Genomic DNA, 24,824 nt, shown 5'->3' with positions numbered 1-24,824 from the left:
GCTGCGTAAGAGACGCCCGGGGTCGGCCGTGTGGGCCCCTGGCGCCGTGGCCGCCGGTAGCCTGGACGGCGTCCCCGCCCACCCCTTGCCGCGCGGCCTCAGGTGGTGACCGCTTGTTTTCCCGCGTCCCGTTGTCGTCCCGCCTGCTGTCCCGCGTCCCGACCGTCCGCGGCACGCTGCGGCTGATCGGCCTGTGCGCGCTCGGCTACACGGTCTTCTGGCTGGCCACGTCCCTCGGCGTCCTCGCCGTGTCGGCCTGGGCGGGCGAACACGTCCGCGCCGAGCGGGAGATGACCGGCGTCCGCCACTTCCAGCAGGTCGACGCCCGCCTGTGGCGCGGCTCCGCGCCGACCGAGGCCGGGTACCGCGCGCTCGCCGCGCACGGCATCCACACCGTGGTGGACCTGCGCGCCGAGGACCTGAGCGCGCGGGAGCTCGCCCGGCCCCGGCGCGCGGGCCTCGCCGTCGTGCGGATGCCGGTCCGCGACGGGCAGACGCCCGACGGCGGGCAGGTCGACCGGTTCCTGCGCGTCGTCGCCAGGGCGCCGGGCCCGGTGTTCGTGCACTGCGGCGCGGGCGTGGGCCGCACCGGCTCCATGACGGCCGCGTACCTGGTCCGCACCGGCCAGGCGACACCGGGCCAGGCGGCCCTGCGCACGGTCGCCGTCGGCCCGCCGTCGCTCGAGCAGATCTACTACGTCCTGAGCGCCGACCGGCACGTCAGCCGCCAGCCCCCGGGCGTGGTCTCCCTGGTCAGCCGCCTTGCCGACGCACCGCGCCGGATCAAGGCATCGCTCTGACACTGCCGCGTGCCCGCCGCTGTCAGTGCCGCCTGGAACACTGCCCGGCATGACTGAACCGCACGCCAAAGACGACCTGCTGCGCTATCTGCGGGACGCCCGCGAGGCCCTGCTGTGGAAGCTCGAAGGACTCTCGGAGTACGACGTCCGCCGCCCCCTCACCCCGACGGGCACGAACCTGCTCGGCCTGGTGAAGCATGCCTCGGGCGTGGAACTCGCGTACTTCGGCGACACGTTCGGCAGACCCTTCTTCGCCCCGGGCGAGGAGCCGTCGTGGTGGTACACGCGCGACGCCGAGGACAACGCGGACATGTGGGCCACCGAGGACGAGCCGCGCGACGAGGTCGTCGGGCTGTACCGCAGGGCGTGGCAGCACGCGGACACCACCTTCGAGACGCTCCCGCTGGACACGGTCGGGCGCGTCCCGTGGTGGACGGACGAGCGCGCCGAGACGACGTTGCACCACATCGCCGTACGGGTCATCGCCGACACCCACCGGCACGCCGGTCACGCCGACATCCTGCGGGAACTCATCGACGGCCAGGTGGGCATGCTGCCGCACAACGACAGCCTGCCGCCCGCCGACCGGGCCGGGTGGCAGGCCCACCGGGACCGCGTCGAGCGCTCGGCGCGCACGGCGGGAGGACGCTGATCGGACCGGGGCGCGAGACGCCCCTACCGTGGCTCCCTACCGCGCCGCGCTACCGAGACGGCTCCGCCACCGGCCGCAGCCGTTCCGCGTCCACGGCGCCGGGGCCCGCCTCGTCGGTGAGGGGCTTCTCCATGAGGGTGACGGCGAAGCGGCCCGCGACGCCGCCGTCCTTCGACGGCAGCTCGCCGACGTCCCGGTAGCCCGCCTCCTTGTAATAGGCGCGAAGGCGCGGGTTGTTGGTGCGGCAGTCCAGGCGGCACAGGCCGCGTCCGGCGCGGCGGACGCGGCGCTCGGCGTGCTCCAGCATCCGGCGCCCGGTGCCCGCGGGCGCGACCGAGCGGTCGGTCATCAGACGGTGCACATACCCGGCGGTCGGCGGCTGCGGCCCCCAGGCCGCGAGGTCGTCCCACCACAGCTCGAAGGCACCGGCGACCGGCCCCGCGGGCCCGACCGTCGCCAGCCACACCTCGCTGTCGGCCAGGCGCGCGCGGAAGTGGTCCTCGCCGAGCTCGCCCGGCTTCCACTGCGCGATGCCCTGGGACGTCTGCCAGCGCGCGGCCCCGTCGCGCAGCCGGACCAGCTCGGCGACGTCCGCTTCCCCGGCGCGCCGGAAGGCCAGCGCGTCGGCGGCGGCCGAGGTGAGCAGGGTCCGCCGCAACGCCGCCACCAGCTCGTCGTCGGCGCCGAGGAGACGGGACGCGTACGCGCGCGGGGAGCCATGGCGCTCGCTGAGGCCCGCGAGGAACAGCCGCGTCACCTCGGCGGCGAGCCGGTCCGCGGCGGAGCCGGAGAGCGCGGAGCCCTCGACGATGTCGGCCTCGGCCACGCCGACCAGGGCGAGCAGGAGCGCGGTGAGCGGCCCCGTGCGGTCCTCGCCCACGGCGCGGTGGAGGACGACGGGCCCGGCGTCCGCGTCGGCGATGAGCTCCAGGGCCCGGCGCAGCTCCTTGACGCCGTCCTCGGCGACCTCCAGATACCGGTCGGCGAGAGAGCGGGCGGTGGCGGTGTCGGTTTCGGCGGCGGTGGCGGTGTTCGCGTACCGGCCCAACGCCGCCTGGTCGTAGGGCCGGTACGCGAGGCCCAGGTGGTGGTAGCCGAACGAGGCGTGCTCCGGGATCCGCCCCTGCGCCTCGATCTCCCGGGAGTGGCGCAGATCGATGACGGTGCGGACACCCAGCGTGAGGAAGCGGTCCCAGTCGGCCCCGCGGAGCTCGCTCAGCGCGTCGGACCGGTACACCTGCCCCCATCGCACCGTACGGCCGTCCGCGGTGACATAGCCCCCCAGGTCACGGAAGTGGTGCAGCCGCTCGAAAGGTATGTGTGTCATCACAGTGCCGCAGCATACGTCCGCTTGTGCCCCCTCTGCCGCGACGACCGCCACCGCCTGCCTCCGCGCACGCGTCACGTCAAGAACCCTGGACAAAACGGCGCGCGGATGCGGGTGGGGGCGGGCCGCCCGTGTCATGTCGCAGGGACGGCGGCTACCGCCCGCCCACCCTGACGGGCCCCGCGAGCCGCGGCGGCTCCGCCAGCTCGATGCCGAAGTGCGTGGCGTACGCGGCCAGGACCTCGGCGTCGGTGGTGAGCTCCGTGACGTGCTTCTCGCCGCCGGTGGTGACCGTGAGGGTGGCCCCGCTGAGCGTGGTCCGGCCGGTCTCGGTGATCCGCGTGCACACCAGGGAGCGGGTGAAGTGGGAGTGCGGCGAGGTGCGGTGGTACCAGGCCCCGGCGGTGAAGTCGGCGAGCGCGCGCGGCCGCGGGTCGAGCAGGTACTCCGGCTCGCCGTCCCGCAGGACGTCCAGGTCGCCGCCGGGGGCCTCGACGAGGGTGAACGTGCCGCCCGGGTCGTGCTGCTCGCCGCGCGCGGTGAAGTCGAGCGGCCTGAGGCTGTGGCGGCCGAAGCCGACGTCGGCGAGCCAGTCGCCGCCGTCGGCGGTGCGCACGCGCAGCGCGAGGTGGTCGTAAGGGATGCCCACCCGGCCCTCGTTGTAGACCCGGGCCTGGAGGAGCTGGACGTCGAAGCCGAGGGCGGAGAGCAGCGCGGCGAAGGCGCCGTTGAGCTCGTAGCAGAAGCCACCGCGACGCTGCTCGACGATCTTCACGAAGAGGTCCTTCTCGGTGAGGTCGACCTCCTCGCCGAGGTGGATGGAGAGGTTCTCGAACGGCACCGTGCGCAGATGCGCGAGGTGCAGTTCGCGCAGCGCGCGCGAGGTGGGGGAGGCGGGGCGCTCGACGCCGATGCGGCGCAGGTAGGCGGTGGTCTGTGAGGTGTCCATGGGGACAGTGTCACGGGGCGGGATCATGCGGTCCACCAGCGGGGGAAGCGGTCGCCTCCCTCCTTGAGACCTAGGACCTTCGGCTGGCGCGACCCAAGCCCGCGGCAGCCTCGCCGGACCCTGTGATCACGGCGCGTCCTGTGTGTATAGTCGGCCCGGTCACGCGGCCCCGCACGGGTCCGCGGACCCGTCATGAAGGAGGTGAGCCCGATGCGCGCCAGCACTGCCGACCGCACCACCCGGGCCCTCCTGGCCGCCGCCCGCGTCTGAACGCACCCGGCCGCCGCGCAGGAGCGCCCGCTCGACCGAGCAGCACACCACTCCTGAGCGAAGGAACCATGACCACCAAGGCCACGACCAGCCAGACCACGCACACCCAGGACACGACCGTCCAGGACACGACCGTCCAGGCCACGAACCCCCAGGCCACGAACCCCCAGGCCACGACCCCCCAGGCCACAACCGCCGAGCCCTTCACCCTGTTCGTGCCGGACGACGTCCTCGACGACCTGCGGGCCCGGCTGGCCCGCACCCGCTTCACCACCGCCACCGACACCACCGCCTGGGCGGCCGGAACCGACCCGTCCGCCCTGCGTGACCTCGTCGCCCACTGGGCCGACGGCTTCGACTGGCGCGCCGCCGAGGCCGCGCTCAACGAACTCCCGCACCGCGTGGCCGAGGTCGCAGGATCCCGGCTGCACTTCCTGCACCTGCGCGGACGGCGCCCCGAGGGGGCGCCCGCGCCGCTGCCGCTCGTGCTCAGCCACGGCTGGCCGAGCAGCTTCGTGGAGATGATCCGCGTGGCCCGGCGTCTGGCCGATCCGGCCGCGTACGGCGGCGATCCCGCCGACGCCTTCGACGTGGTCGTGCCCTCACTGCCCGGATTCCTCTACTCGCGGCCGCCGCGCGGCCCCTTCACCCGCCGGGGCGTCGCCGAGACGTGGCACGCCCTGATGACCGAGACGCTCGGGTACGAGCGCTACGGCGCGTTCGGCGGCGACATCGGCGGCGGCGTCACCCAGTGGCTCGGCGCGCTGTACCCGGAGCACGTCGCCGGGGTGCACATCACCTCCGCCGTGGTGAACGCCGACTTCGACCAGCACCCGCCGACCCCCGAAGAGCAGCGCTACCTCGACGCCCTCGCCGCCTACGACGTGGGCGACGGCGGCTACAGCGAGATCATGTGCACCCGCCCCGACACCGTCGCCGCCGCCCTCGTCGACTCGCCCGCCGGACTGCTCTCCTGGATCGTGGACAAGTACCGCGACTGGAGCGACTGCGACGGCGACGTCTTCCAGCGCTGGGACCGGGACACGCTCCTGACCGTCGCCACCCTCTACTGGGCCACGGCCAGCATCGGCACCTCGTTCCAGCAGTACTACGACTACCCCCGCAACACCCTCCTGCCGCCGGTGACCGTGCCCGCCGCCGTCACCCTCAGCCACGAGCCGGCCTGCGCGGGCTACCCCAAGAGCCTCGCCGAGCGCGTCTTCGCCGACCTGCGACACTGGAGCGAGCCGCGGCGCGGCGGGCACTTCATGGCCCACGAGGAACCCGACCAGGTCGCCGCCGAACTGCGCGCGTTCTTCGGGCCGCTGCGGCCGAACGCCTGATCGCTCCGTCGCGCCGTCCTGGGGTGCGAATCCGGAGCAACGGGTCGATATAGGGTGTACGTTCCGCTTCTTAAGCCCTAGACGCACCCGGAGAGTCCTCTGTGACCGCAGTGATCGCCCCGTCCGCCCCGGCTGACCCGTCGGCCCCGGCCGCCGACGCGCCCCTGGACGTACGCGACGACGGGCAGTCCCCGCACGACGGGCTCGCGCACGACACCGCGCGCGAGCCCGCCGCACGGGACCTCGTCGCGCGCGACGCCCGCGAGTTCGGGGCGTACGCGCGCACCGGCGGCTGGACGTTCGGCCTGAAGGTGGCGCGGAGCGTGCGGCCCGGCGGGCAGCTGGCGGGCGAGACGCCGAAGGTCTCCGCGAAGGAGTTCGGCGAGCTCGCCGGGTGCTCCGCCGAGCGCGTCATGCGCTACTACAAGGCCTGGGACCGGGCCGCCGACGACGGCCTCGTGCCGCACTTCGAGGAGCTCGCCCCGGGCCAGGAGATCGAACTCCCCGACGCCGACGTCTGGCTCACCTACTACGTGCCCCGCTCCAGCGCGACCTCCGAGCGCGGCACCGCCATCACCGCGGCCGCCGAGGCCGAGGGCATCCGCCCCACCAAGGCCCTCGAAGTCGCCGAGAACCCCACCGCGCTGCGCGCCGCGATCCTCGCCGACCCCTCCACCGCCAAGGCCGCCCGGCACGCCCTGCTCGACCGGCTCAAGGAGGACCCGGTCCTGCAGACCGACCTGGCGCGTGACATCGCCCGCACCGACGACCTGAAGAAGGCCGTCGCGGGCGAGGCCAGGGCCGCGGACCGCATCGAGTACGTCCGCAAGATCGCCGAGGAGGGCCAGGTCAGGACCCCGGCCGGGCAGACCATCGAGGCGCCCGCGCCGCTGCGCGAGGAGGCCGAGCGGCATCTGTCCCTCATCGACGAGCTGGAGCCCGAAGAGGCCGGGGAGTGGGCGACGGAGGCCTACGACACGGTCAAGAACCTCGTCGTCGAGACCGTCGAGGCGGACCCCGAACTGCGGGTCATGGAGCGGCGGACGAAGTTCTACAGCAGCCTCCAGAAGGCGACGAAGGTCTTCGAGGAGCTCACCCTCGACGACGCCGCCGACTTCGACGACATCTACGAGGACGACATGGTCCAGCGCCTGGAAGAACTCCAGCAGGCCATCTCCACCTGCCTGACGGCGCTGCGCAGGGCGTCGGCGGCGAACTGACCGCGGCGCGGCCCGGCGCCCCGCGACAGGCGGGGCGCCGGGCCGCGCGCATGCCCGCGCTCCCGCCCTCACGCGCACAGCCGCGTGAACACCGCCTGGACGCGGGCAGGGAGCGGTCAGGAGGCCTTCGGCTGCCGCGAGGCGTCGACGAGCAGCCCCGCCGCCCGCGCCGCGTGCGCGGCGGGATCGGCGGCGCGGGTGATCCCGGCGGTCACCATCGCGCCCTCGGCCAGCAGGAACAGCTGCTCGGCGAGGCCCCCGGGCAGGTCCGCCGCCGCGACGAGCCCGGACACATAGTCCTTGAACGCCGTCTTGTGCAGGCGCACTTGGCGGGCCACGGGCTCGGAGGTGGCGCCGAGCTCGCCGTACGAGTTGATCCAGGCGCAGCCGCGGAAGCCGGGCTCCGCGAACCACTCGCCCAGCCAGTCGAACACCGCGAGGACGCGCCGCTCGGGGTCCTCGTACCGCTCGACGTGCTCGGCCAGGCGCTGGCGCCAGGACACGTCCCGCCGCTCCAGATAGGCCTCCACGAGCCGCTCCTTGGAGGGGAACAGCTGGTAGAGGCGCTTGAGGGAGACGCCCGACGCCGTGCGGATGTCGTCCATGCCGACGGACTGGACGCCACGCTGGTAGAACAGCCGCTCGGCCGCGTCCAACGCCCGCTCCGTGGCGACTGTGCTGTCCATCGGCGAAAGCCCTCCTCGCTGACCTGGGCGTCCACCGTACCGCTGCCCGCCCGGGCCGGTGGACGGCGGGCCTCAGCGGGCGCATCGCCGTGTGGCACCGCATGGCCTTCCAGGGCGAGACCTTCCCGCGGCGCTACGGAGCGGCCGCCGCGGCCCGCACCCCACCCCCCTTCCGAAGAGAACGATCGTTCTCTAGGATGGCCGAGAGGGAGAACGGACGTTCTCCCCGTGAGGCGAAAGGAGCCAGGCATGACGTCACGTCCTCCGTTCCCCCCGTTCGACGAGGAGACGGCGCGGCAGAAGGTGCAGGCGGCCGAGGACGCGTGGAACACGCGCGACCCGGAGCGCGTCGCGCTCGCGTACACCGAGGATTCGGTGTGGCGCAACCGCGACCGCTTCGTCACCGGCCGGGCCGAGATCGTGGACTTCCTGCGCGACAAGTGGTCCCGGGAGCGCGACTACGCGCTGCGCAAGGAGCTCTGGGACTTCCACGGCAACCGGATCGCGGTGCGGTTCCAGTACGAGTGCCGGGACGCGGACGGACAGTGGTGGCGCGCCTACGGCAACGAGCTGTGGGAGTTCACCGGGGAAGGGCTGATGGCCCGCCGCGAGGCCAGCATCAACGACGTGCCGATCACCGCGGAGGAGCGCCGCGTGTTCGGCCCCCGGCCCGCGGCCGAGCGAGGGGTTCCCTTCCCGCTGCGGTGACACGCGCCCGGCGGGCCGTGCTCAGCCCCGGTCGCTGAGGCCCAACCCCCTGATCAGCTGGGCGAGTTCCGACCGGAAGAGCTTCTGGGGCCGGGAGGTCTGGGTGCGCAGATGGCCGTAGACCTCCAGGGACACGAGGCCGTGCAGATGCCCCCAGAGGCGCAGGGCGAGGGCGACCGCCGCGGGCGGCAGCTCGGGGAAGGCCGGGCGCACCTTGTCGAGGAGCCCGGGGTCGAAGTCGGACCACTCGAAGGCGCTGTCGGCGTCACCCTCGTGGCAGTGTCGCGCCTCGGGCCAGGCGGCGGCCGCCAGTGCGGTGAGGCCGGTGCACACCCGGCGCGCCGCGTCGGGGGCGGCCCCGCCGTCCGGGGCCCGGTAGCCGGGCACGGGGTCGCCGTAGATGAGGCGGAAGCCCTCGGGGTTGGCCAGGGACCAGTCCCGGAACGCCTCGGCCCACGCCCGGATGCGGGCCGCGGGGGCCTCGGCGGCGGTCCGCTCCCACGCGGCGTCGACCGCGTCCGCCAGCGCGGTGTACACGTCGTTGACCAGCGTGGTCACGAGGTCGTCCCGCGTCGCGAAGTAGCCGTAGATGGCGTTGGCGGTCATGCCCATCTCGCGGGCGATGGCCCGCAGCGTGATGGCGTCGGGCCCGCCCGACGCCATCAGCTCCAGGGCCACGCTCTTGATCTCGGCCGTCGTCTCGGCCCTCAGCCGCTCGCGCCGTCCCCGGCCGCCCGTGCCGCCTGCCCTGCGCGGCCCGCCCGCACCGCTGGTGCCGCCTGTACCGCTCGCGCTGCCCGTGCCGCCCGTGACTGTCACGCGGGAACTCTACAGCGTCCCCCTAGTGCGCGCCGTGCGGAAATGGCGCACTGTGCGAAAACTTCACGCCGTATAGTCTCTGTACGGCGTCACGATCGGGGGCGCCGTACATCCGCACGCTCAGGGGAGAGCCATGCACATCGGAGTCATCGGAGCCACCGGGACCATCGGCAGCCGGGTCGTCACCGAGGCGCTGGACCGGGGGCACCACGTCACGGCCTTCAGCAGGGACGCGGCCCGGGCCCGGCGCGACGAGCGCAGGGAGCGCGTCGCGTGGGCGGGCGTCGACGTCATGGACCCGGGCAGCGTCGCCGCCGCGCTGCCGGGGCTCGACGTGCTGATCAGCGGGTTCCAGCCGGGCAACGCCGCCAAGGACATGGCGGACACCGTGCGCCGGTCGATCGACGACCCCTCCGTCTACGCGGCGGCGGCGCGGTCCCTGCTCACCGCGCTGCACACCCACCCCCGCACCCGGCTCATCGTGATCGGCGGCGCGGGCAGCCTGGAGGTCGCGCCCGGAGTGGTCCGCGCCGACTCCGACGAACTCCTGCACGCCACCCTCGACGAGGTCGGCCTGCCCCGCGCCTACGCGGCCGCGGTGCGCGGCCACCGCGACGCCCTGAACGTCCTGCGGGCCTCGGACCGGCTGTGGACCTACTTCAGCCCGGCGGAGGACATCGCCCCCGGCGAGCGCACCGGGCGCTTCCGGGTCGGCGGGGATCAGCCCGTCGTGGACGCCGATGGCCGCAGCCGGATCTCGGCCGAGGACGCGGCCGTCGCCCTGATCGACGAGGCGGAGCTGCCCCGCTTCGTGCAGCGCCGTTTCACGATCGGCTACTGAGGGCGGCCGCACGCCCCACGCCCGCGACCACCGCGCGGCGGCGCTCAGGACTCGGCCCGCAGCCCCGCGTACCGCCTGCGGTGGTGGAGCAGCGGCAGCGCGCCTGGCCGGTCCTCGCCCTCCACGGCCAGGCCGATGACGAGGGTGTGGTCGCCGCCGTCGACGGTCCGGAGCACCTCGCAGGACACGTACGCCACCGTGCCCTCGGTGAGCACGGGCGTGCCGTTGCGGGCCGGGCGCCAGTGGACGCCGGTGAACTTGTCCGCGCCGTGTCCCGCGAAGCGCTGCGAGAGGGCGGCCGCCTCCGTCGAGAGGACGTTCACGCAGAACGCCCCGTGCCCGAGGACCGCCGTCAGCGTGCGGGAGTGCCGGCCCATGCAGACCAGCATCAGCGGCGGCTCGCGCGACAGGGAGCACACGGCACCGGACGTCATGCCCGCCGGGGAGCCGGACACGCCGAGGCTCGTGACGACGCACACGCCCGTGGGCAGCGACGCGGCCAGCGGCAGGAACAGCTCCGGGGCCAGGCCCCGGTGCGTGTGGACGGAAGTGGACGGCGCGTGCGGCACGGGTGCCTCCAGCCGGACGGGAGCGGATCGGCGCCTTCAGCGTGACGGCCGCGCCCGTCCCGGCGGGAGCGTTGCGGACTTCCGTCCACTGACGGAGCGGTAAGTGCGCGGGGAAGTGCGGGAGTTGGCGGTGCCTGAGAGAAACGCGAGCGGTTTCGCGCATATGCCACGGGGGTTGTCGCACCGGGCTCTGGCCGGATGGCGACGGCGTCGTCCCCGTCAGGGGCCGGGGCGGCGGTCCCTGACGGCGGGGAAGGCCGCCGCCGGGGACCGCCGTCGCACGCGGCGTACGACGGCCTCTTGTCGCACTGGTGCCTTGTCCCGGGAGAGCCGGACTCCCGACAATCGATGACACATGGAAGGCCCTGAGGACCCTCGGTGCCTTCCGCGAACTCCTCATCCGAGCCCAGGAGCGCGTCCATGCGCCATCGCTCGCTCGCCGTCGGCGTGTTCAGCCCGTCCGTCCTGCTGCGCGTGGCCCGCGCCGCCGGGCTCTTCGACCAGCACCACCTCACCGTCACCGAGGTGCCGATCGCGTCCTCGCCCACGCAGTTCCGCGAGCTGTTCGACGGCTCCCTCGACGCGGCGTTCACCAGCCCGGACAACGTCATCGCGTACCGCTTCGTGGCCGACAACCCGCTCGGCCGCACCGGTGACGCCCGCATCCTCGCCGCCCTCGACCGGGGCCTTGGGCTCGGTGTGTACGCGGCGCCCGGCGTCACCGGGCCCGATCAGCTGCGCGGCGCGGCCGCCGGTGTCGACGTCCCCGACTCCGGCTTCGCCTTCGGCCTGTACGCGGCCCTGGAGCACCTCGGCCTGAAGGCGCCGAGCGTGGGCCCTGGCCGTGCCGCCGTGCCCGGGGACTACGAGGTCGTGTCCCTGGGGTCGACGCCCCGGCGCCTGGCCGCGCTGCTCGACGGGCGGTGCGCGGCGACCGTCCTCGGCGCGGGCAGCGACCTGCGCGCGGAGGCCGCGGGGGCGGTGCGCCTCGCCGGGATCACCGAGGTGTGCGGTCCCTACCTGGGCACGGTGCTCACGGCCGTGGGCCCGCACCGCGCGCGGGCCGCGCACGCGCTGACCTCGGCGCTCACCCAGACGTCACGCCTTATCGTCTCGGGGGTGCTCGACCCGCTCGTCCTGGAGCACACGCGGGCCGCGCTCGCGCTGCCCGACGGGCTCGCGGCCCGGTACGCCGCGCGGCTGCGGGACCCCGCCGACGGCCTCGTGCCCGACGGCGCCGCCGACCGCGCCGCCCTGGACACCGTGCTGGGCCTGCGCCTGCGCTACCGCTCCGACGACGACGGCGGCCTCGCCACCGCCCTCGACCCCGCCCGGGGCCTGCTCGACCCGCAGGCGTGCTGAGGCCCCGGCGGCTCGGGGCCCGGGGTCTCAGGACGTCTTGGGCAGCCCCTTGGGGTTGAGTTCGGAGGCGCGTACGGATTCGTCCTTCAGGCCCCAGTGGGCGAGGACCTTGGCGTAGGAGCCGTCGTCGATGAGGTGCTGGAGCGCCTTGTGCAGCGCCTCGATGAGGCCGTTGTCCTTCTTCGTGGTGGCGGCGATCTTGCCCTGGAGCCGGTCGCCCGCGCCGGAGAAGGTGCCGATGACCTCGGACTGGCCGGTGCTCGCCGCGTGGTAGGAGGCGACGGGGTTCGGGCCGAGATAGGCGTCGATGCGGCCGGAGCCGAGCGCGAGGTAGTAGTCGCTGGTGTTCTGGAAGTACTTGATCGCGGTGGCCTTCCGGCCCGCCGCCACGTTCCGCGCGCTCCAGTCCACGAGCAGCTTCTCCTGGTTGGTGCCGGAGGAGACGCCGATGGTGCGGCCCGCCATGTCCTTGGGGCCCCTGACCCGCCAGCTGCGGTCCTTCCTCGCCTCGAAGGCGAGGGTGTCCAGGCGGTAGGTGGCGAAGTCGTACTTCTCCTTGCGCTCCTCGGTGACGGTGATGTTGCTGAAGCCGACGTCGTACTTGCCGCTGTCCAGGCCGACGAAGATGTTCGCCCAGTCGACCGCGTGCGCACGGACCTTCAGGCCGAGCACGTCCGCGACGAGCTGCGCGATGTCGGTCTCCACGCCGATGACGGTCTTGTCGTCGGTGGCGTAGAACGTCAGCGGGGGCACGGACCCGGCGGACGCGACCACTTCGAGGGTGCCGCGCTCGCGGACGCCCCGGGGCACGAGCCGGGCGATCGCGGCGACCTTCTTGGCTCTGACGCGGTTCTGATCGGGACTCAGATCGATCTTCGCGCCCTTGGCGCCGGGCCGCGCGCGCCCGGCCGGGCCCGTCTCCTCGTCGGCCGCCGCGCCGCAGGCGGCGGTGGTGAGGGCGAGGGCGGAGGCGAGGGTGAGGGCGAGCGCGGTACGGCGGTTTACGGGCGCGGCGGCGGGCATGGCGGTGCTCCTCGGGGAGGGGAAGGGCGAGCGAGGGGAGTCGGGGTGCGGCGGGCGTGCGCGGGCTAAAGGACCTCGGGTTAAAGGACCTCGGGTTAAAGGACCTTGGAGAGGAAGGCCTTGGTGCGGTCGTGCCGGGGGCGGTCGAGGACCTCACCGGGCGGGCCCTGCTCGACGATCACGCCGTCGTCCATGAACACCACGGTGTCGGCGACCTCACGGGCGAACCCGATCTCGTGCGTGACCACGATCATCGTCGTACCGGCACGGGCCACGTCCTTGATGACCTCGAGGACCTCGCCGACCAGCTCCGGGTCGAGGGCGGACGTCGGCTCGTCGAACAGCAGCACCCGCGGGTCGAGGGCGAGCGCGCGGGCGATGGCCACGCGCTGCTGCTGGCCCCCGGACAGCTGCCGGGGGTAGGCGTCGGCCTTGTCCGCGAGGCCCACCCGGTCGAGCAGGGCGCGCGCCCGCTCCCTGGCCTCGGCGGGCGGGCGGCGCAGCGCCGAGACGGGGGCCTCGGTGATGTTCTGCAAGACCGTCAGGTGCGGGAACAGGTTGAAGTTCTGGAAGACGAAGCCGATGCGGGTGCGCTGGCGCAGGACCTCGCGCTCCCTCAGCTCGTACAGCTTGGCGCCGCGCCGCCGGTAGCCGATCAGCTCGCCGTCGATGGTGACGGAGCCCCGGCCCAGCTTCTCCAGGTGGTTGATGGCGCGCAGCAGCGTGGACTTGCCGGAGCCGGACGGGCCGATGATCACGGTGACCTCGCCCGCGCGCACCTGGAGGTCGATGCCGCGCAGCACCTCGTGGGGGCCGAAGCTCTTGTGGACGCCGCGGACGTCGACCATCACGGGGGAGGTGCTCATCGTTTCTCCGTCAGGGGTGCGAGGTGCCGGGGCGAGGATGTGAGGGCGCGGGCGAAGGCGCGGGCGCGCTGCAGGGGTGTGGGCGGGGGCGTGCGGTCCAAGCCGCGGGCGAAGTGCCGCTCCACGTAGTACTGGACGATGGACAAGACGGTGGTGAGGACGACGTACCAGGCGGTGGCGACCATCAGCAGCGGCACCACCCGGCCGTTGCGGCCGTAGACCACCTGCACCTGGTAGAACAGCTCGCCGATCGCCATCACCGAGACGATTGAGGTGCCCTTGAAGAGGGAGACGATCTCGTTGGCGGCGTTCGGCAGGACGGAGCGCATCGCCTGCGGCAGCACGATCCGGCGCAGCTGCCGCGAGCGGGGGATGCCGAGCGCGGCCGCCGCCTCCAGCTGCCCGGGATCGACGGCGAGGAAGCCGCCGCGCAGGATCTCCGCGGCGTACGCGGCCTGGTGCAGGGCGAGCCCGATGACGGCGGCGGACATGGCCCCGACGAGGTGCAGCGTGCCGAAGCTCCACAGCACCGGGCCGAAGGGGACGCCGATCCCCAACTCCTCGTACAGATAGGCCAGGTTGAACCAGAAGAGCAGCTGCACGATCAGCGGAATCGAGCGGAACGCCCAGACGTAGACCCAGGCCACGCCCGCGAGCAGCGGGCTGCGCGAGAGGCGCATGAGGGCCAGGAGAAGGCCGAGCGCGAAGCCGAGCGCCGTGCCGTACACCGTCAGCTGGAGCGTCACCCACACCGCCCGCAGCACGCTGTCGGCGGTCAGGTAGCGGAAGAAGACCTCCCACTCCCAGGCGGGGTTGGTGAGGAGCCCGTGGGTGAACTGGGCGGCCAGGACGAGCACCGCGGCGCCCGCGGCCCACCGCCAGTAGTGGCGCACGGGGACGACCCGCAGCTCCTCCGCGGCCTCCGGCGCGGGTCCTTCGGCCGGGGGCGCGGCGGTCTTCGCCGCCGACGGCGGTGCGGCGGAGGTCATCCCGCCACCGCCAGGCCGCTGAGGGTGCGCGCCAGTGTCTGGGGCCCGCGCTCGGCGCCGTCCCGCTCCCGCTTCGCGACCTCCTCGCGGACGAGGGGGATGACGTACCGGCCGAAGTCGATCGCGTCGTCGAGCAGGTCGTAGCCCCGTGCGGACAGGATGTCGACGCCGAGGTCGTAGTAGTCGAGCAGCGCCTGGGCGACCGTCTCCGGGGTGCCGACGAGCGCGTTGGAGTTGCCCGCGCCGCCGGTGGCGGCCGCCGTCGGCGTCCACAGGGCGCGGTCGTAGCGCTCGCCCTGTTCGGCGATGGCGATGAGCCGCTGGGAGCCGGTGTTCTCCGGCGCGTCCGTGGCGTGACGCCGCGTCAGGGGCGCGCCGCCGGTGCGGCGTTCGCGGATGGCGCCCACGGTGCGGCGGGCCTTCTCCCAGGCCAGTTCCTCGGTCGGGGCGATGATGGGCCGGAACGCCACCTGGACGCGCGGCACGTCCGCGCGCCCCGCGGCGCGGGCCGCCCGCCTGACCTCCTCGATCTGCTGCGCGGTCTGGGCGAGCGGCTCGCCCCACAGGCAGTAGACGTCCGCCTCGGCGCCGCCCGCCGCGTAGGCCGCGGGCGAGGAGCCGCCGAACGACACGCCGGGGTGGGGCTGTCCGACCGGGAAGACGTCGCTGACGAAGTCCTGGAACTGGTAGTACGCGCCCTCGTGGTCGAAGGCCTCGTGCCGCGTCCACACCTTCTTGACGATCTCGATGTACTCGCGGGTCCGGGCGTACCGCTCGTCCTTGGTGAGCGTGTCGCCCTCGCGGCGCTGCTCGTGGTCGTTGCCGCCGGTGATGAAGTGGACGGTGAGGCGCCCGTCGCTGATCTGGTCGAGCGTCGCGAACGTCCGCGCGGCGTACGTCGGGTACGACACGTTCGGCCGGTGCGCGAGCAGGATCTGGAGCGTGTCGACCTTGGCCGCGAGATACCCGGCGGCGGCCGCGGGGACCGGCGATCCGGAGCCGTAGGCGAAAAGGACCCGGTCCCACCCGTGGTCCTCATGGGCCCGGGCGAGCCGCAGCGTGTACTGCTTGTCGAAGGCGGCACCGGAGCGCGACCGAGTCTCCGACCCGTCGTTGGTCGCGGCGATACCGAGGAACTCCACGGGCATGGCAGGGCCTTTCGTGCAGGGGTGAGGAAGATCAAGCCCGTCCGGCGATTGAGGACAAAGCCCGAAGGGCTTACGAGGGTGAGCGGGCCGACGGGCAGGAGCGAGATCAAGCCCGTCCGGCGATTGAGGACGAGGCCCGAAGGGCCGATCAGCGGCTGAAGGCGCCCACGCCAGACAACGCGTCCACGCCAGGACACGCCGCCGACCACACCCGACAGAGGTCGATGTGGCCGCGAGAGAACAGCGGCGGCGGCGAGGACGGCATGCGAACAGTTGAGCACCGGACTTTCGAGCGCGTCAACGGGAGCCGGGAGGCCGCGGGGGCGTTGCCACACGGTGTTCACACGGGTGTCGCAGGGCCGCGCCCGCACGCGTGCGCCCGCTGGGTTCCGCTCAGCGGAACCGCGGTGGCGGCGGGCCGGGGCGCGGGGCAGAGTGAGGGCCGCCCCGGCGCGCGGCAGGAGTTCCCGGCGCCGGGAGCGAGCCCTTGAAGTCCCGTCCCGCGGGCGCCGGTTCCCGCGATCCGTGGTGGCGGGCCCGTCGGAGCGGAGGAGTCACCCATGGACCAGTCGCGCATGGACCTGAGACAGCCGAAGGCGGGGACGTCGCGGGACGGCGACACCGAGCACCCGGACCGGCGCGCCATGCTGATCACGGTGCTGAAGGCGACCGCGGGCGCGGCGGGCGCCGTCGCGCTCTCCGGTGCGCTCGCCGGTCCCGCCGCCGCGGCGGAGCGGCAGCGGGGCCCCGCGTCGGCCCGTGGGAGTCAGGCGGACTGGCGGTTCTGCGTGAAGTGCTACGGCCTGTTCTTCCGCGGCTACCCGTCGGACGGCGCGTGCCCGGCGGGCGGCGGGCACGACTCGGCCGGATACAACTTCTTCCTCCCGCACGACGTGCCGGAGACACCCACCGCGCAGCGCAACTGGCGCTTCTGCACGAAGTGTTACGGCATGTTCTTCTACGGCTATCCGACCGACGGCCGCTGTCCCACGGGCGGCGCGCACAGCCAGGCGGGGTACGACTTCGTGCTGCCGCACGACATTCCCGAGAACGGCAAGTCGCAGCGCAACTGGCGCTTCTGCGACAAGTGCTACGGCATGTTCTTCTACGGTTACCCGACCGACGGCGTCTGCCCGGCGGGCGCCGCCCACCGCAGGGCGGGGTACGACTTCGTCCTGCCGTACCTGTAGACGGACACCGCCGGTACGAGGACCGCTACAGCTGCCCCGGCACCACGAACAGCGCCCAGGTGGCGAGCGGTGCCACCAGGGCCATGGACAGGCCCCACTTCATGAGGGCGCTGAACACCTGGGGGCGAGCCTCCTCGGGGGAGTTGGCGGTGACCAGGGCGCCGCTGGTGGACAGCGGCGAGGAGTCGACCACCGACGAGGAGATGGCGAGCGCGATGATCAGGCCGATCGCGCTGACCTGGCCGTCCAGGAGGAAGGGCACGGCCAGCGGGATCAGGGCGCCGAGGATGCCGGTGGTGGAGGCGAACGCGGACACCAGGGCGCCGACGAGACAGATGAGCAGGGCGCCGACGAGCGGGGAGTCGATCTTCGCGACGCTGTCGCCGAGCCACTCGATGGTGCCCATGCGTTCCATCACGCCGACGAACGTGACGACACCGCACACCAGCAGGACCGTCGACCAGGCGCAGCGCTCGACCGCGCCCTTGGCCGCGTCGGGGTCGACGATGGTGAGGACGACCACGACGGTCAGGGCCATCAGGCCGACGTTGTAGTCGAGGAAGAGGGCACCGGCGATCATGCCGAGCAGCCCGAGCAGGGTCAGGGTCCGGGAGCGGTCGAGGCGCAGCGCGATCCCGGGCGTCGCGGAGGCGACGACGGCCGTGGTGGTGGCACCCGCCGCCCCCGGATCGCCCGCCGTCTCCGGTCCGCCCGGCTTGCCCGGCCCGCCCGGTCCGCCTGGCGCGGCCGTGCCGCCGTCGTCGTCGTTGGAGAGTTCGGCGACGTCCGGGTCCGTGGCCCGGCGCCCGATCAGGCTCCGGCCGCCGAACATGACGTACGCGACCCCGCTGAGGACGACGCTGAACAGGAACGTCATGGCGAAAAGGAGCGCCGGGTCGCTGGGCAGGTCGTTGCGTTCGACGACGCCGTTGGTGATGGAGCCGTAGACGCTGGCCGGGGAGAAGCCGCCCGCGCAGCCGCCGTTGGCCACGAGCAGGCCCATCAGGAGCGGGCTGATGCGGTAGCGGACGCAGAAGCTCATGCCGATGGGCGCGATGACGCCCACGGCGGCGGGCACGACCGCGCCGACGGCGGTGAGGGCGGCCGTGATGAGGAACATGACCCAGGGGATGAGCGCGATACGGCCCCCCACCGCCCGGGTCGCGGCGTGCACCAGCCACTCGATGGTGCCGTTGTTCTTCGCTATGGCGAACAGGAAGGTGACGCCCACAAGGACGACGAAGAGGTCCCCGGGGAAGCCCCCGAACACGTCGTCCGCGCTCTCGTCGGCGACGCTGGAGGCGACGGCGAACGCGGCGACAAGGGCGAGCGCCCCCATATGGACGGAGGTGAAGGTCGCGATGGCGAAGACGAGCACCAGGGCGCCGATCGCGATGAGATGGTCTGACATGACACGTCCTCGCCTTCGGGCTGCGGCCGGCGTTGGGCGGCCGTGTTGCGGGCGGAGGTGAGTGCGTGTGCGGGCATGCGGGAGCGGCCCGGAGGGTGTCGTGGGGGAGCGGGCGCGCCAGAACCGAATATCCGCAACACGGACTTGGAGTTCCGCTATATGGAACTCCCTTGGCAACGCTGGCGAGTATGTGGCGCGCGTCACGCCCCGTCAAGGGGGTGCGGAGGCATCGCCGCGCTGGCGGTCAGGCGGTGCGCGGTTCCTCGTACCCCAGTGACGTGCTGATCTCCCGGGCCGCCCGGGCCACATGGGCCCCCAGCGCGTCCAGGCGGGCGCGGTCGCAGCGGCTCGCGGGCATGTTGATGCTCACGCTGGCGACGGGGGTGGCGTCGGGGCCGAGCACCGCGGCGGCCACCGCGGCCACGTCCTCGCGCCATTCGCCCTGGTTGAGGGCGTAGCCACGGGCGCGGACCGCGAGCAGTTCGGCCCGCAGCGCCTCCGGGTCGCCGATGGTCGCGCCGGTGAAGCGGGTGAGCCCGCCCGTGACGTACCGCTCGATGGCCTCGGGGGAGCGGGCGGCGAGGATCGCCTTGCCGTTGGCGGAGGCGTGGCCGGACAGCTGCTGGCCGAGCGGAAGCACGATCCGCACCGGCTGGTTGGTCTCCAGGCGCTCCACGAGCACGATCCGGTCGCCCTCCGGCACCGCCAGGTGCACCGTCTCGTCGACGGCGCGGCGCAGCTCCTCCATCACCGGCACCGCCACGTCCCGCAGCCCCAGCTCGCCGGTGGCCTGGCGCCCGACGAGCAGGGCCTTGGTGGTGAGGGTCCAGCGGGTGGGCGGGGCGGGGGTCTGTCTGATCCAGCCCGCGGTGTGCAGCGTGCCGAGCGCGCGCTGCACCGTGCTCTTGGGCAGCTCCATGGCCCGCGCCAGCTCGCCGACGCCGACGGGCTGGCGCGCCGCGAGCTCCTCCAGGACGCGCAGGGCGTTGAGGACGTTCTGCATCGGACGGACCCCCCGGGGGCTTGGCATCGGGCTGGTCCCGAAGTCGGCGCCCGCGCAGCACCGTTGACCGCCGTCGAGGGCCGACCCTATGCTGCGACGTGCCGCACCACGATACGACGTGCCGTATCACGGCACAAGTGTGAAGGGGAGATTCGCGCGATGACCGTCAGGACCGGACGTCACTTCCTTCAGATCCCCGGCCCCACCAACGTTCCCGACCGGGTCCTGCGCGCCATGGCCGCGCCCACCCTCGACCACCGGGGCCCGGAGTTCGCCGGGCTCGCCCGCCGGGTGCTCGACGGCCTCGGGCCCGTCTTCGGCACCAAGGCCCCGGTGGTCGTCTATCCCTCGTCGGGCACTGGCGCCTGGGAGGGCGCCCTGGTGAACACGCTCAGCCCCGGGGACCGCGTGCTGTGCTTCGAGACCGGCCACTTCGCCACCCTGTGGCGGGACATGGCCCAATCCCTGGGCCTGGAGGTGGAGTTCGTCCCCGGCGACTGGCGCCACGGAGCCTCCCCGGAGGCCGCCCTCGAACGCCTCACCGCCGACATCGCCCACCGCGTCAAGGCCGTCTGCGTCGTCCACAACGAGACGTCCACCGGCGTCACCAGCCGCGTCCCGGAGATCCGCGCCGCCCTCGACGCCGCGGGCCACCCCGCGCTGCTCCTCGTCGACACGGTCTCCTCGCTCGCCTCGATCGAGTACCGCCACGACGCGTGGGGCGTCGACGTGACCGTCACCGGCTCGCAGAAGGGCCTGATGCTGCCGCCCGGCCTCGGCTTCAACGCCGTCAGCGCCAAGGCCCTCGAGGCCTCCCGCACCGCCGCACTGCCCCGGTCCTTCTGGGACTGGCGGCCGATCCTCGACGCGAACGCCGCCGGGTTCTTCCCGTACACCCCCGCCACCAACCTCCTGTACGGACTCGACGAAGCGCTGCGCATGCTGGCCGAGGAAGGGCTCGAACAGGTCTGGGCCCGGCACGCGCGGCACGCCGCCGCCACCCGCGCCGCCGTGCGCGGCTGGGGCCTTGAGGTGCTGTGCGCCGACGACCGCGAGCACTCGGGGTCGCTGACCGCCGTGCTCCTGGCGGACGGCCAGGACGCCGACGCCGTACGGAAGATCGTCCTCGAGCGGTTCGACATGTCGCTCGGCACCGGCCTCGGACGGCTCGCGGGCAAGGTGTTCCGCATCGGCCACCTCGGCCACTTCAACGACCTCACCCTCGCGGGCACCCTCGCCGGGGTGCAGATGGGGCTCGAACTCGCCGGGGTCCCGGTCGGCTCCGAGGGGCTCGCGGCGGCGCTCGACCACCTGCGGACCACCTGATCCCGGTGGCCGCGGGCCCGGCCCCCTCGGGGGCGCCCGGGCCCGGCGCCCGCCCCTTCCGCCCGGCCGACTCCGGCCGCCCCATGGCCCCTTCGCCCCCAGGAGCGTGTCGTATGACGTCATCAAGCACCGAGAGAACAGCAGCCGAGCGGGACGAACGCGGCGGCGACCTCGCCCGGCGGCTCCGTGCCGACCTCGACGGCGAGGTCATGTTCGACGACGTGAGCCGCCATCTGTTCGCCCGCGACGCCAGCATGTACGCCATCACCCCGCTCGGCGTCGTCTTCCCCCGCCACGCCGACGACGTCCAGGCCGTCGTCGCCGCGGCCGCCGCACACGACGTGTCCGTGGTCCCGCGCGGCGCGGGCACGAGCCTCGCCGGGCAGACCACGGGACCCGGCATCGTCATGGACCTCTCCCGGCATATGCGCCGCATCGTCGCCCTCGAACCGGAGGGCCGCACCGCCCTCGTCGAACCCGGCGTCGTCCAGGACCAGTTGAACCGCGCCGCCGCCCCGCACGGCCTGATGTTCGGGCCCGACACCTCCACCAGCAACCGCGCCACCATCGGCGGCATGGTCGGCAACAACTCCGCGGGCAGCGGCTCCCTGCGCTACGGCATGACCATCGACCACGTGCGCGCCCTCGACGTGGTGCTCGCCGACGCCACCACCGCCCACCTGGCCCCCCTCACCGCCGAGGAGCACGCGGCCCGGGCCGCGCGCGCCACCCTCGACGGGCGCGTCCACCGCGAGCTGCCCGCGCTCGTCGCCGCCCACGCCGACGCCATCGCCGCCGGGTTCCCCCAGCACTGGCGGCGCGCGGGCGGCTACCGGCTCGACCGCCTGGCCCGCGAGGACGCCCCCTTCGACCTGGCGAAGTTCGTCGTCGGCTCCGAGGGCACCCTCGCCATCACCACCCGGGCGCTCGTCGACCTGGTGCCGAAGCCCGCCCTGACGGTGTTCGCCGTCGGGCACTTCACCTCCGTCGCCGGAGCCATCGAGGCCACCCAGGACGCACTCGCCTGCGACCCGGCCGCCGTCGAGCTGATGGACCGCACCATCCTCGATCTGTCCCGGCAGAAGATCGAGTACGCCTCCCTGTCCGCGGTCCTCGAAGGCGACCCGGACGCCCTGCTCTTCGTGTCGTTCACCGGCGACGACGAGCGCGAAATCCTCGGCAGCCTGGACCGGTTGACGTCCCTGTGGAAGCGCCACGGCCACGGCTACCACACCCTCAAGGCCGTCAGCCCCGCCGACCAGGCCGCCCTGATGAAGGTGCGCAAGTCGAGCCTCGGGCTCCTGATGGCCGCGAGCGAGGGCACCAAGCGCCCCCTGGCGTTCATCGAGGACACCGCCGTCGACCCCGTCCACCTGCCCGCCTACACCGCCCGCCTGAAGAAAGTGCTCGACCGCCACGGCCTCACCGCGGGCTTCTACGGCCACTGCTCGGTCGGCTGTCTGCACATCCGGCCCTTCCTCGACGTCACCGACCCCGCCCAGCGGCAGACCATGCGCGACGTCGCCGAGGAGATCAAGGACCTGGTCACCGAGTACGGCGGCGTCAACTCCAGCGAGCACGGCGACGGCCTGGCCCGCAGTGAGTTCAACCGCGCGCTCTTCGGCGACGAGCTGTACGAGGCGATGCGCCGGGTCAAGGGCGTCTTCGACCCCGGCAACCGGCTGAACCCCGGCAAGATCGTCGACGCGCCCGCGATGACCGAGCACCTGCGCGACGCGGCCCTGCCGCCCGCCCCCGGCCTGCGCACCCGGCTCGACTTCGAGGTGTCCGGCGGCATGCGGGCGGCCGCCGACCGCTGCATGAACATCGGCCTGTGCCGCAAGTCGGGCACCGGCGCCATGTGCCCCTCGTACATGGCGACGCGCAACGAGGAGGACTCCACCCGCGGCCGCGCGGGCGCCCTCGTCCAGGCGCTCTCCGCGCCCGACCCGCACGCCGCGCTCGGCGACGAGCGCCTGCACGAGGTCCTCGACCTGTGCCTGATGTGCAAGGCCTGCAAGAGCGAGTGCCCCCTGGGTGTGGACATGGCATCGCTCAAGGCGGAGGCGCTCGCCCACCACCACGACGAGCACGGCATCCCGCTGCGCTCACGAGTCTTCGGATCGATCCGCGCGCTCAACCGCCTCGGCTCGGCCACCGCCCCGCTGTCCAACCTGCCCGGCCGTATTCCGCTCCTGCGCCGCCTCCTCGACCGCACCCTCGGCATCACCCCGCACCGCCCGCTGCCCGGCTACCGACGGCGCAACCTGGTGCGCTGGTTCAGCCGCCGGGCGCCCGCCGCGCCCGACGCCGCCCAGGGCACCGTGGTCCTGCTCGCCGACTCCTTCACCACGTACACCGAACCGGAGATCGGCCAGGCCGCCGTGGAACTCCTCGAACGCGCCGGATGGGCCGTCCACCTGGAGAGCGGCGGCTGCTGCGGACGCTCAAGCCTCTCCAAGGGCCTCCTCGACGACGCCGGCGACAAGGCCTTCCAGCTCGTCCACCGGCTCACCGAGACCACCCCGCCCGACGCCCCCATCACCGGCTGCGAACCCTCCTGCCTGATGACCCTGCGCGACGAACACCGCGCGCTGCTGCCCCAGGACTCGGCCCGCGAGGCCGTCACCGCCCGGGTGCGCCAGCTGGAGGAACTGCTCGGCGACGCCCTCGACGACGGCCGCCTCACCCTGCGCCCCGACTCCTGGCTGCACGGCCGCACCCTTCTCTACCACGGGCACTGCCACCAGAAGGCGGAGGTCGGCACGGCGGCGACCATGGCCCTGCTGCGCCGCATCCCCGGCGTGGAGGTCACCGAACTAGACGCGGGCTGCTGCGGCATGGCGGGCTCCTTCGGCTTCGAGTCCGAGCACTACGACCTCTCGATGACCGTGGGGGACGACCGCCTCTTCCCCGCCGTGCGGGCCGCGTCCCCCGACACCGTCGTCGTCGCCACCGGCGCCTCCTGCCGCCAGCAGATCTTCCACGGCACCGAGCGCACCGCGTGGCACCCGGTGCAGCTGCTGCGCGAGGCCCTGTGACCACCGGGGCCCAAGGGCCCTAGTCGTGGTAGTCGCGGATGCGCCAGCCGCCGCCGGGGAGCTCCTCGAACAGCTCGGCCGCGACGAGCTCCTCGGCCTGCCGCCGCGGCGCCCGGGTGTCGACCACGTGTCTCAGCTCCGCGGGCATGATCACACCCCCGGCCGTGTTCCCCGCCGACCAGCAGATCGCGGAGACATAGAGACGGAAGGCCCCGTCGGACAGAAACCGGACCCTCCAATTCCACGGGAACCGTTCATCGAATCGTGCCCACGGCATGACGTTTCCTTCGGCGTTGACTGCTCCCCGGCTGAGGTCTTCTCGTATACAGGACGTCTACGCGAACGCACAGCGCTTTGCGGATTCGTATCGGGGCCGGTGGGGGATGGCGTATCCGCGGCGCGTGGCGTAGGCATGGGCAGGCGTACGGCGACAGGCGGGCGGGATGGGCCTCATGGGCGAGCACGAGCGGACGGACTTCAACGACCTCGTGCGCGAGCGCAGGGCCGAGCTCGGCATCAGCCTCCGGGAGCTGGAGGCGCGGTCCCTGGACCCGGAGACCGGTGAGCAGGCCCGCTTCGGCTGGATCGCCAAGGTGGAGAAGGGCCGCCCGACCGACGCCCCGCCGCCCGCGCTCCTGCGCGCCCTCGCGGTCGGCCTCGAACTGCCGCTGCGGGTGCTCCAGGAGGCCGCGGCGGCCCAGTTCCTCGGCATGACCTCGTACGTGTGGAGCGAGGACCGCACCACACGGGTGCTCGCCGCGCACATCGAGGAGATGTCGGACGCCGAGCGGCGCCAACTGGCCGAGATCGCCGAGACGTTCGCCCGCAGGCGCGCCCGCGGCGAGCGCGCCACAGGGTAGCGCGCCACGCCGCGATTCCCCCTGGCCGCCGGGGGGATGGTGTGGCACAGTCGATGACCGCCGCCTGGGGGGCGCAATCGGATGCCACCGCGCACGGCCGTGGCCGTGCGGCGGTGACGGATGTGGCCGCGAGGGGCTGGGATGGCAGACGACGACGCGCAGCGACGCGATGAACCGGGCGAGCCGTTGGCGATGTTCGACATGGAGTTCGTGGACTCGCTGCCGGGCGGCAGGGCCGTGGTCCCCGTGGAGAGCCAGGGCCGGTTCACCTGGCTCGTGGTGCGCGGACACGTGTCGGAGCAGGCGCGCCAGGAGTTCGTGCGGGAGATCCAGCACATCGTGGGCCGCGGCCTGTGGCGACAGAACTGGCCGCCCGAGGCGGACTAGTTCACCACCGCCCGCCACGGCGCACGCCTGTTCC

General features: G+C 73.4%; 24 protein-coding genes. 12 read left to right on the top strand and 12 right to left on the bottom strand.

Annotation, left to right across the window (positions count from 1 at the left end):
- Positions 1 to 113 precede the first annotated feature (113 nt).
- Both AC07A4_RS07255 and AC07A4_RS07250 read left to right on the top strand, forming a co-directional pair.
- Entirely contained in the window at positions 114 to 800 is a 687-nt protein-coding gene (locus AC07A4_RS07255; RefSeq protein WP_478594171.1) for a protein tyrosine phosphatase family protein, read from the top strand.
- A 49-nt stretch (positions 801 to 849) separates the two neighbouring features.
- The gene (locus AC07A4_RS07250; protein WP_478594168.1) at positions 850 to 1,452 is read left to right on the top strand and encodes a DinB family protein; all 603 of its coding nucleotides are present in this window, start codon (positions 850 to 852) and stop codon (positions 1,450 to 1,452) included.
- Positions 1,453 to 1,501: 49 nt separating this feature from the next.
- On the opposite strand, the gene AC07A4_RS07245 is transcribed toward AC07A4_RS07250, so the two are convergent.
- On the bottom strand, positions 1,502 to 2,779 hold the full coding sequence (locus AC07A4_RS07245) for a GNAT family N-acetyltransferase (protein WP_478594165.1): 1,278 nt from the start codon (positions 2,777 to 2,779) through the stop codon (positions 1,502 to 1,504).
- 154 nt (positions 2,780 to 2,933) lie between these two features.
- Entirely contained in the window at positions 2,934 to 3,728 is a 795-nt protein-coding gene (locus tag AC07A4_RS07240; RefSeq protein WP_478594162.1) for an arylamine N-acetyltransferase family protein, read from the bottom strand.
- Between the two features lie 338 nt (positions 3,729 to 4,066).
- Between AC07A4_RS07240 and AC07A4_RS07235 the strand changes: the two genes are divergently transcribed.
- Both AC07A4_RS07235 and AC07A4_RS07230 read left to right on the top strand, forming a co-directional pair.
- Positions 4,067 to 5,341, top strand: coding sequence for an epoxide hydrolase family protein (locus AC07A4_RS07235; protein WP_478594159.1), 1,275 nt, complete (start codon positions 4,067 to 4,069; stop codon positions 5,339 to 5,341).
- A gap of 101 nt (positions 5,342 to 5,442) precedes the next feature.
- Positions 5,443 to 6,561 carry a hypothetical protein gene (locus AC07A4_RS07230; protein WP_478594157.1) on the top strand — a complete coding sequence of 373 codons (1,119 nt, stop codon included), beginning with the start codon at positions 5,443 to 5,445 and terminating at the stop codon, positions 6,559 to 6,561.
- Between the two features lie 116 nt (positions 6,562 to 6,677).
- Here the strand turns inward: AC07A4_RS07230 and AC07A4_RS07225 are convergent, their stop codons facing one another.
- Entirely contained in the window at positions 6,678 to 7,247 is a 570-nt protein-coding gene (locus AC07A4_RS07225; RefSeq protein WP_478594156.1) for a TetR/AcrR family transcriptional regulator, read from the bottom strand.
- A gap of 249 nt (positions 7,248 to 7,496) precedes the next feature.
- On the opposite strand from AC07A4_RS07225, the gene AC07A4_RS07220 reads away from it, so the two are divergent.
- Positions 7,497 to 7,955, top strand: a complete 459-nt coding sequence (locus AC07A4_RS07220; RefSeq protein WP_478594153.1) for a nuclear transport factor 2 family protein — start codon at positions 7,497 to 7,499, stop codon at positions 7,953 to 7,955.
- Between the two features lie 21 nt (positions 7,956 to 7,976).
- Here AC07A4_RS07220 and AC07A4_RS07215 read toward each other — a convergent pair whose 3' ends face one another.
- Positions 7,977 to 8,774: a TetR/AcrR family transcriptional regulator gene (locus AC07A4_RS07215; protein ID WP_478594150.1), complete on the bottom strand. Its 798-nt coding sequence runs from the start codon at positions 8,772 to 8,774 to the stop codon at positions 7,977 to 7,979.
- A 133-nt stretch (positions 8,775 to 8,907) separates the two neighbouring features.
- Between AC07A4_RS07215 and AC07A4_RS07210 the strand changes: the two genes are divergently transcribed.
- Positions 8,908 to 9,615 (top strand): NAD(P)-dependent oxidoreductase, encoded by a 708-nt coding sequence (locus tag AC07A4_RS07210; protein ID WP_478594147.1) that lies wholly within the window; start codon positions 8,908 to 8,910, stop codon positions 9,613 to 9,615.
- A 44-nt stretch (positions 9,616 to 9,659) separates the two neighbouring features.
- On the opposite strand, the gene AC07A4_RS07205 is transcribed toward AC07A4_RS07210, so the two are convergent.
- Entirely contained in the window at positions 9,660 to 10,184 is a 525-nt protein-coding gene (locus AC07A4_RS07205) for a flavin reductase family protein (protein WP_478594144.1), read from the bottom strand.
- Positions 10,185 to 10,604: 420 nt separating this feature from the next.
- On the opposite strand from AC07A4_RS07205, the gene AC07A4_RS07200 reads away from it, so the two are divergent.
- On the top strand, positions 10,605 to 11,546 hold the full coding sequence (locus tag AC07A4_RS07200) for a substrate-binding domain-containing protein (RefSeq protein ID WP_478594142.1): 942 nt from the start codon (positions 10,605 to 10,607) through the stop codon (positions 11,544 to 11,546).
- Positions 11,547 to 11,573: 27 nt separating this feature from the next.
- Here AC07A4_RS07200 and AC07A4_RS07195 read toward each other — a convergent pair whose 3' ends face one another.
- The 4 genes from AC07A4_RS07195 to AC07A4_RS07180 all read right to left on the bottom strand — a co-directional run bounded on the left by AC07A4_RS07195 (position 11,574) and on the right by AC07A4_RS07180 (position 15,572).
- Positions 11,574 to 12,569, bottom strand: a complete 996-nt coding sequence (locus tag AC07A4_RS07195; protein WP_478594140.1) for an ABC transporter substrate-binding protein — start codon at positions 12,567 to 12,569, stop codon at positions 11,574 to 11,576.
- A gap of 95 nt (positions 12,570 to 12,664) precedes the next feature.
- Positions 12,665 to 13,435 carry an amino acid ABC transporter ATP-binding protein gene (locus AC07A4_RS07190; RefSeq protein ID WP_478594137.1) on the bottom strand — a complete coding sequence of 257 codons (771 nt, stop codon included), beginning with the start codon at positions 13,433 to 13,435 and terminating at the stop codon, positions 12,665 to 12,667.
- The gene (locus tag AC07A4_RS07185) at positions 13,432 to 14,424 is read right to left on the bottom strand and encodes an amino acid ABC transporter permease (RefSeq protein ID WP_478594135.1); all 993 of its coding nucleotides are present in this window, start codon (positions 14,422 to 14,424) and stop codon (positions 13,432 to 13,434) included. The genes AC07A4_RS07190 and AC07A4_RS07185 overlap by 4 nt, the downstream gene beginning before the upstream one ends.
- Positions 14,421 to 15,572, bottom strand: coding sequence for an LLM class flavin-dependent oxidoreductase (locus AC07A4_RS07180; protein WP_478594132.1), 1,152 nt, complete (start codon positions 15,570 to 15,572; stop codon positions 14,421 to 14,423). Before AC07A4_RS07180 ends, AC07A4_RS07185 begins: the two co-directional genes overlap by 4 nt.
- 560 nt (positions 15,573 to 16,132) lie before the next feature.
- On the opposite strand from AC07A4_RS07180, the gene AC07A4_RS07175 reads away from it, so the two are divergent.
- The gene (locus tag AC07A4_RS07175; RefSeq protein ID WP_478594129.1) at positions 16,133 to 16,762 is read left to right on the top strand and encodes a hypothetical protein; all 630 of its coding nucleotides are present in this window, start codon (positions 16,133 to 16,135) and stop codon (positions 16,760 to 16,762) included.
- Positions 16,763 to 16,787: 25 nt separating this feature from the next.
- Here AC07A4_RS07175 and AC07A4_RS07170 read toward each other — a convergent pair whose 3' ends face one another.
- Both AC07A4_RS07170 and AC07A4_RS07165 read right to left on the bottom strand, forming a co-directional pair.
- Positions 16,788 to 18,173: an SLC13 family permease gene (locus AC07A4_RS07170; RefSeq protein ID WP_478594126.1), complete on the bottom strand. Its 1,386-nt coding sequence runs from the start codon at positions 18,171 to 18,173 to the stop codon at positions 16,788 to 16,790.
- 244 nt (positions 18,174 to 18,417) lie between these two features.
- On the bottom strand, positions 18,418 to 19,176 hold the full coding sequence (locus AC07A4_RS07165) for an IclR family transcriptional regulator (protein ID WP_478594123.1): 759 nt from the start codon (positions 19,174 to 19,176) through the stop codon (positions 18,418 to 18,420).
- A gap of 159 nt (positions 19,177 to 19,335) precedes the next feature.
- Here AC07A4_RS07165 and AC07A4_RS07160 point away from each other — a divergent pair, with 159 nt between their 5' ends.
- Together AC07A4_RS07160 and AC07A4_RS07155 are read left to right on the top strand one after the other, a co-directional pair.
- Positions 19,336 to 20,502, top strand: a complete 1,167-nt coding sequence (locus AC07A4_RS07160) for a pyridoxal-phosphate-dependent aminotransferase family protein (RefSeq protein ID WP_478594120.1) — start codon at positions 19,336 to 19,338, stop codon at positions 20,500 to 20,502.
- A 113-nt stretch (positions 20,503 to 20,615) separates the two neighbouring features.
- Positions 20,616 to 23,543: an FAD-binding and (Fe-S)-binding domain-containing protein gene (locus AC07A4_RS07155; protein WP_478594117.1), complete on the top strand. Its 2,928-nt coding sequence runs from the start codon at positions 20,616 to 20,618 to the stop codon at positions 23,541 to 23,543.
- A 19-nt stretch (positions 23,544 to 23,562) separates the two neighbouring features.
- On the opposite strand, the gene AC07A4_RS07150 is transcribed toward AC07A4_RS07155, so the two are convergent.
- Complete coding sequence (locus AC07A4_RS07150) at positions 23,563 to 23,691, bottom strand: hypothetical protein (RefSeq protein WP_478594114.1); 129 nt, start codon at positions 23,689 to 23,691, stop codon at positions 23,563 to 23,565.
- 304 nt (positions 23,692 to 23,995) lie between these two features.
- Here AC07A4_RS07150 and AC07A4_RS07145 point away from each other — a divergent pair, with 304 nt between their 5' ends.
- A complete protein-coding gene (locus tag AC07A4_RS07145) occupies positions 23,996 to 24,403 on the top strand; it encodes an XRE family transcriptional regulator (RefSeq protein ID WP_478594112.1) in 408 nt (135 codons plus the stop codon).
- A 141-nt stretch (positions 24,404 to 24,544) separates the two neighbouring features.
- Positions 24,545 to 24,790 (top strand): hypothetical protein, encoded by a 246-nt coding sequence (locus tag AC07A4_RS07140; protein ID WP_478594109.1) that lies wholly within the window; start codon positions 24,545 to 24,547, stop codon positions 24,788 to 24,790.
- The last annotated feature ends 34 nt before the right edge of the window (positions 24,791 to 24,824 follow it).

Source organism: Streptomyces sp. NPDC043996 (assembly GCF_056435225.1).
Note: the sequence above shows the minus strand (reverse complement) of the source record. Positions and strands in the feature narration are given on the sequence as shown.

What these genes read in the sequence shown, in the direction of transcription:
- AC07A4_RS07250 (WP_478594168.1), top strand. Translation starts at nt 850, where the DNA reads ATGACTGAACCGCACGCCAAAGACGACCTGCTGCGCTATCTGCGGGAC.
- AC07A4_RS07245 (WP_478594165.1), bottom strand. Translation starts at nt 2,779, where the DNA reads ATGACACACATACCTTTCGAGCGGCTGCACCACTTCCGTGACCTGGGG.
- AC07A4_RS07240 (WP_478594162.1), bottom strand. Translation starts at nt 3,728, where the DNA reads ATGGACACCTCACAGACCACCGCCTACCTGCGCCGCATCGGCGTCGAG.
- AC07A4_RS07235 (WP_478594159.1), top strand. Translation starts at nt 4,067, where the DNA reads ATGACCACCAAGGCCACGACCAGCCAGACCACGCACACCCAGGACACG.
- AC07A4_RS07225 (WP_478594156.1), bottom strand. Translation starts at nt 7,247, where the DNA reads ATGGACAGCACAGTCGCCACGGAGCGGGCGTTGGACGCGGCCGAGCGG.
- AC07A4_RS07220 (WP_478594153.1), top strand. Translation starts at nt 7,497, where the DNA reads ATGACGTCACGTCCTCCGTTCCCCCCGTTCGACGAGGAGACGGCGCGG.
- AC07A4_RS07210 (WP_478594147.1), top strand. Translation starts at nt 8,908, where the DNA reads ATGCACATCGGAGTCATCGGAGCCACCGGGACCATCGGCAGCCGGGTC.
- AC07A4_RS07200 (WP_478594142.1), top strand. Translation starts at nt 10,605, where the DNA reads ATGCGCCATCGCTCGCTCGCCGTCGGCGTGTTCAGCCCGTCCGTCCTG.
- AC07A4_RS07195 (WP_478594140.1), bottom strand. Translation starts at nt 12,569, where the DNA reads ATGCCCGCCGCCGCGCCCGTAAACCGCCGTACCGCGCTCGCCCTCACC.
- AC07A4_RS07190 (WP_478594137.1), bottom strand. Translation starts at nt 13,435, where the DNA reads ATGAGCACCTCCCCCGTGATGGTCGACGTCCGCGGCGTCCACAAGAGC.
- AC07A4_RS07185 (WP_478594135.1), bottom strand. Translation starts at nt 14,424, where the DNA reads ATGACCTCCGCCGCACCGCCGTCGGCGGCGAAGACCGCCGCGCCCCCG.
- AC07A4_RS07180 (WP_478594132.1), bottom strand. Translation starts at nt 15,572, where the DNA reads ATGCCCGTGGAGTTCCTCGGTATCGCCGCGACCAACGACGGGTCGGAG.
- AC07A4_RS07175 (WP_478594129.1), top strand. Translation starts at nt 16,133, where the DNA reads ATGGACCAGTCGCGCATGGACCTGAGACAGCCGAAGGCGGGGACGTCG.
- AC07A4_RS07170 (WP_478594126.1), bottom strand. Translation starts at nt 18,173, where the DNA reads ATGTCAGACCATCTCATCGCGATCGGCGCCCTGGTGCTCGTCTTCGCC.
- AC07A4_RS07165 (WP_478594123.1), bottom strand. Translation starts at nt 19,176, where the DNA reads ATGCAGAACGTCCTCAACGCCCTGCGCGTCCTGGAGGAGCTCGCGGCG.
- AC07A4_RS07160 (WP_478594120.1), top strand. Translation starts at nt 19,336, where the DNA reads ATGACCGTCAGGACCGGACGTCACTTCCTTCAGATCCCCGGCCCCACC.
- AC07A4_RS07155 (WP_478594117.1), top strand. Translation starts at nt 20,616, where the DNA reads ATGACGTCATCAAGCACCGAGAGAACAGCAGCCGAGCGGGACGAACGC.
- AC07A4_RS07150 (WP_478594114.1), bottom strand. Translation starts at nt 23,691, where the DNA reads ATGCCCGCGGAGCTGAGACACGTGGTCGACACCCGGGCGCCGCGGCGG.
- AC07A4_RS07145 (WP_478594112.1), top strand. Translation starts at nt 23,996, where the DNA reads ATGGGCGAGCACGAGCGGACGGACTTCAACGACCTCGTGCGCGAGCGC.
- AC07A4_RS07140 (WP_478594109.1), top strand. Translation starts at nt 24,545, where the DNA reads ATGGCAGACGACGACGCGCAGCGACGCGATGAACCGGGCGAGCCGTTG.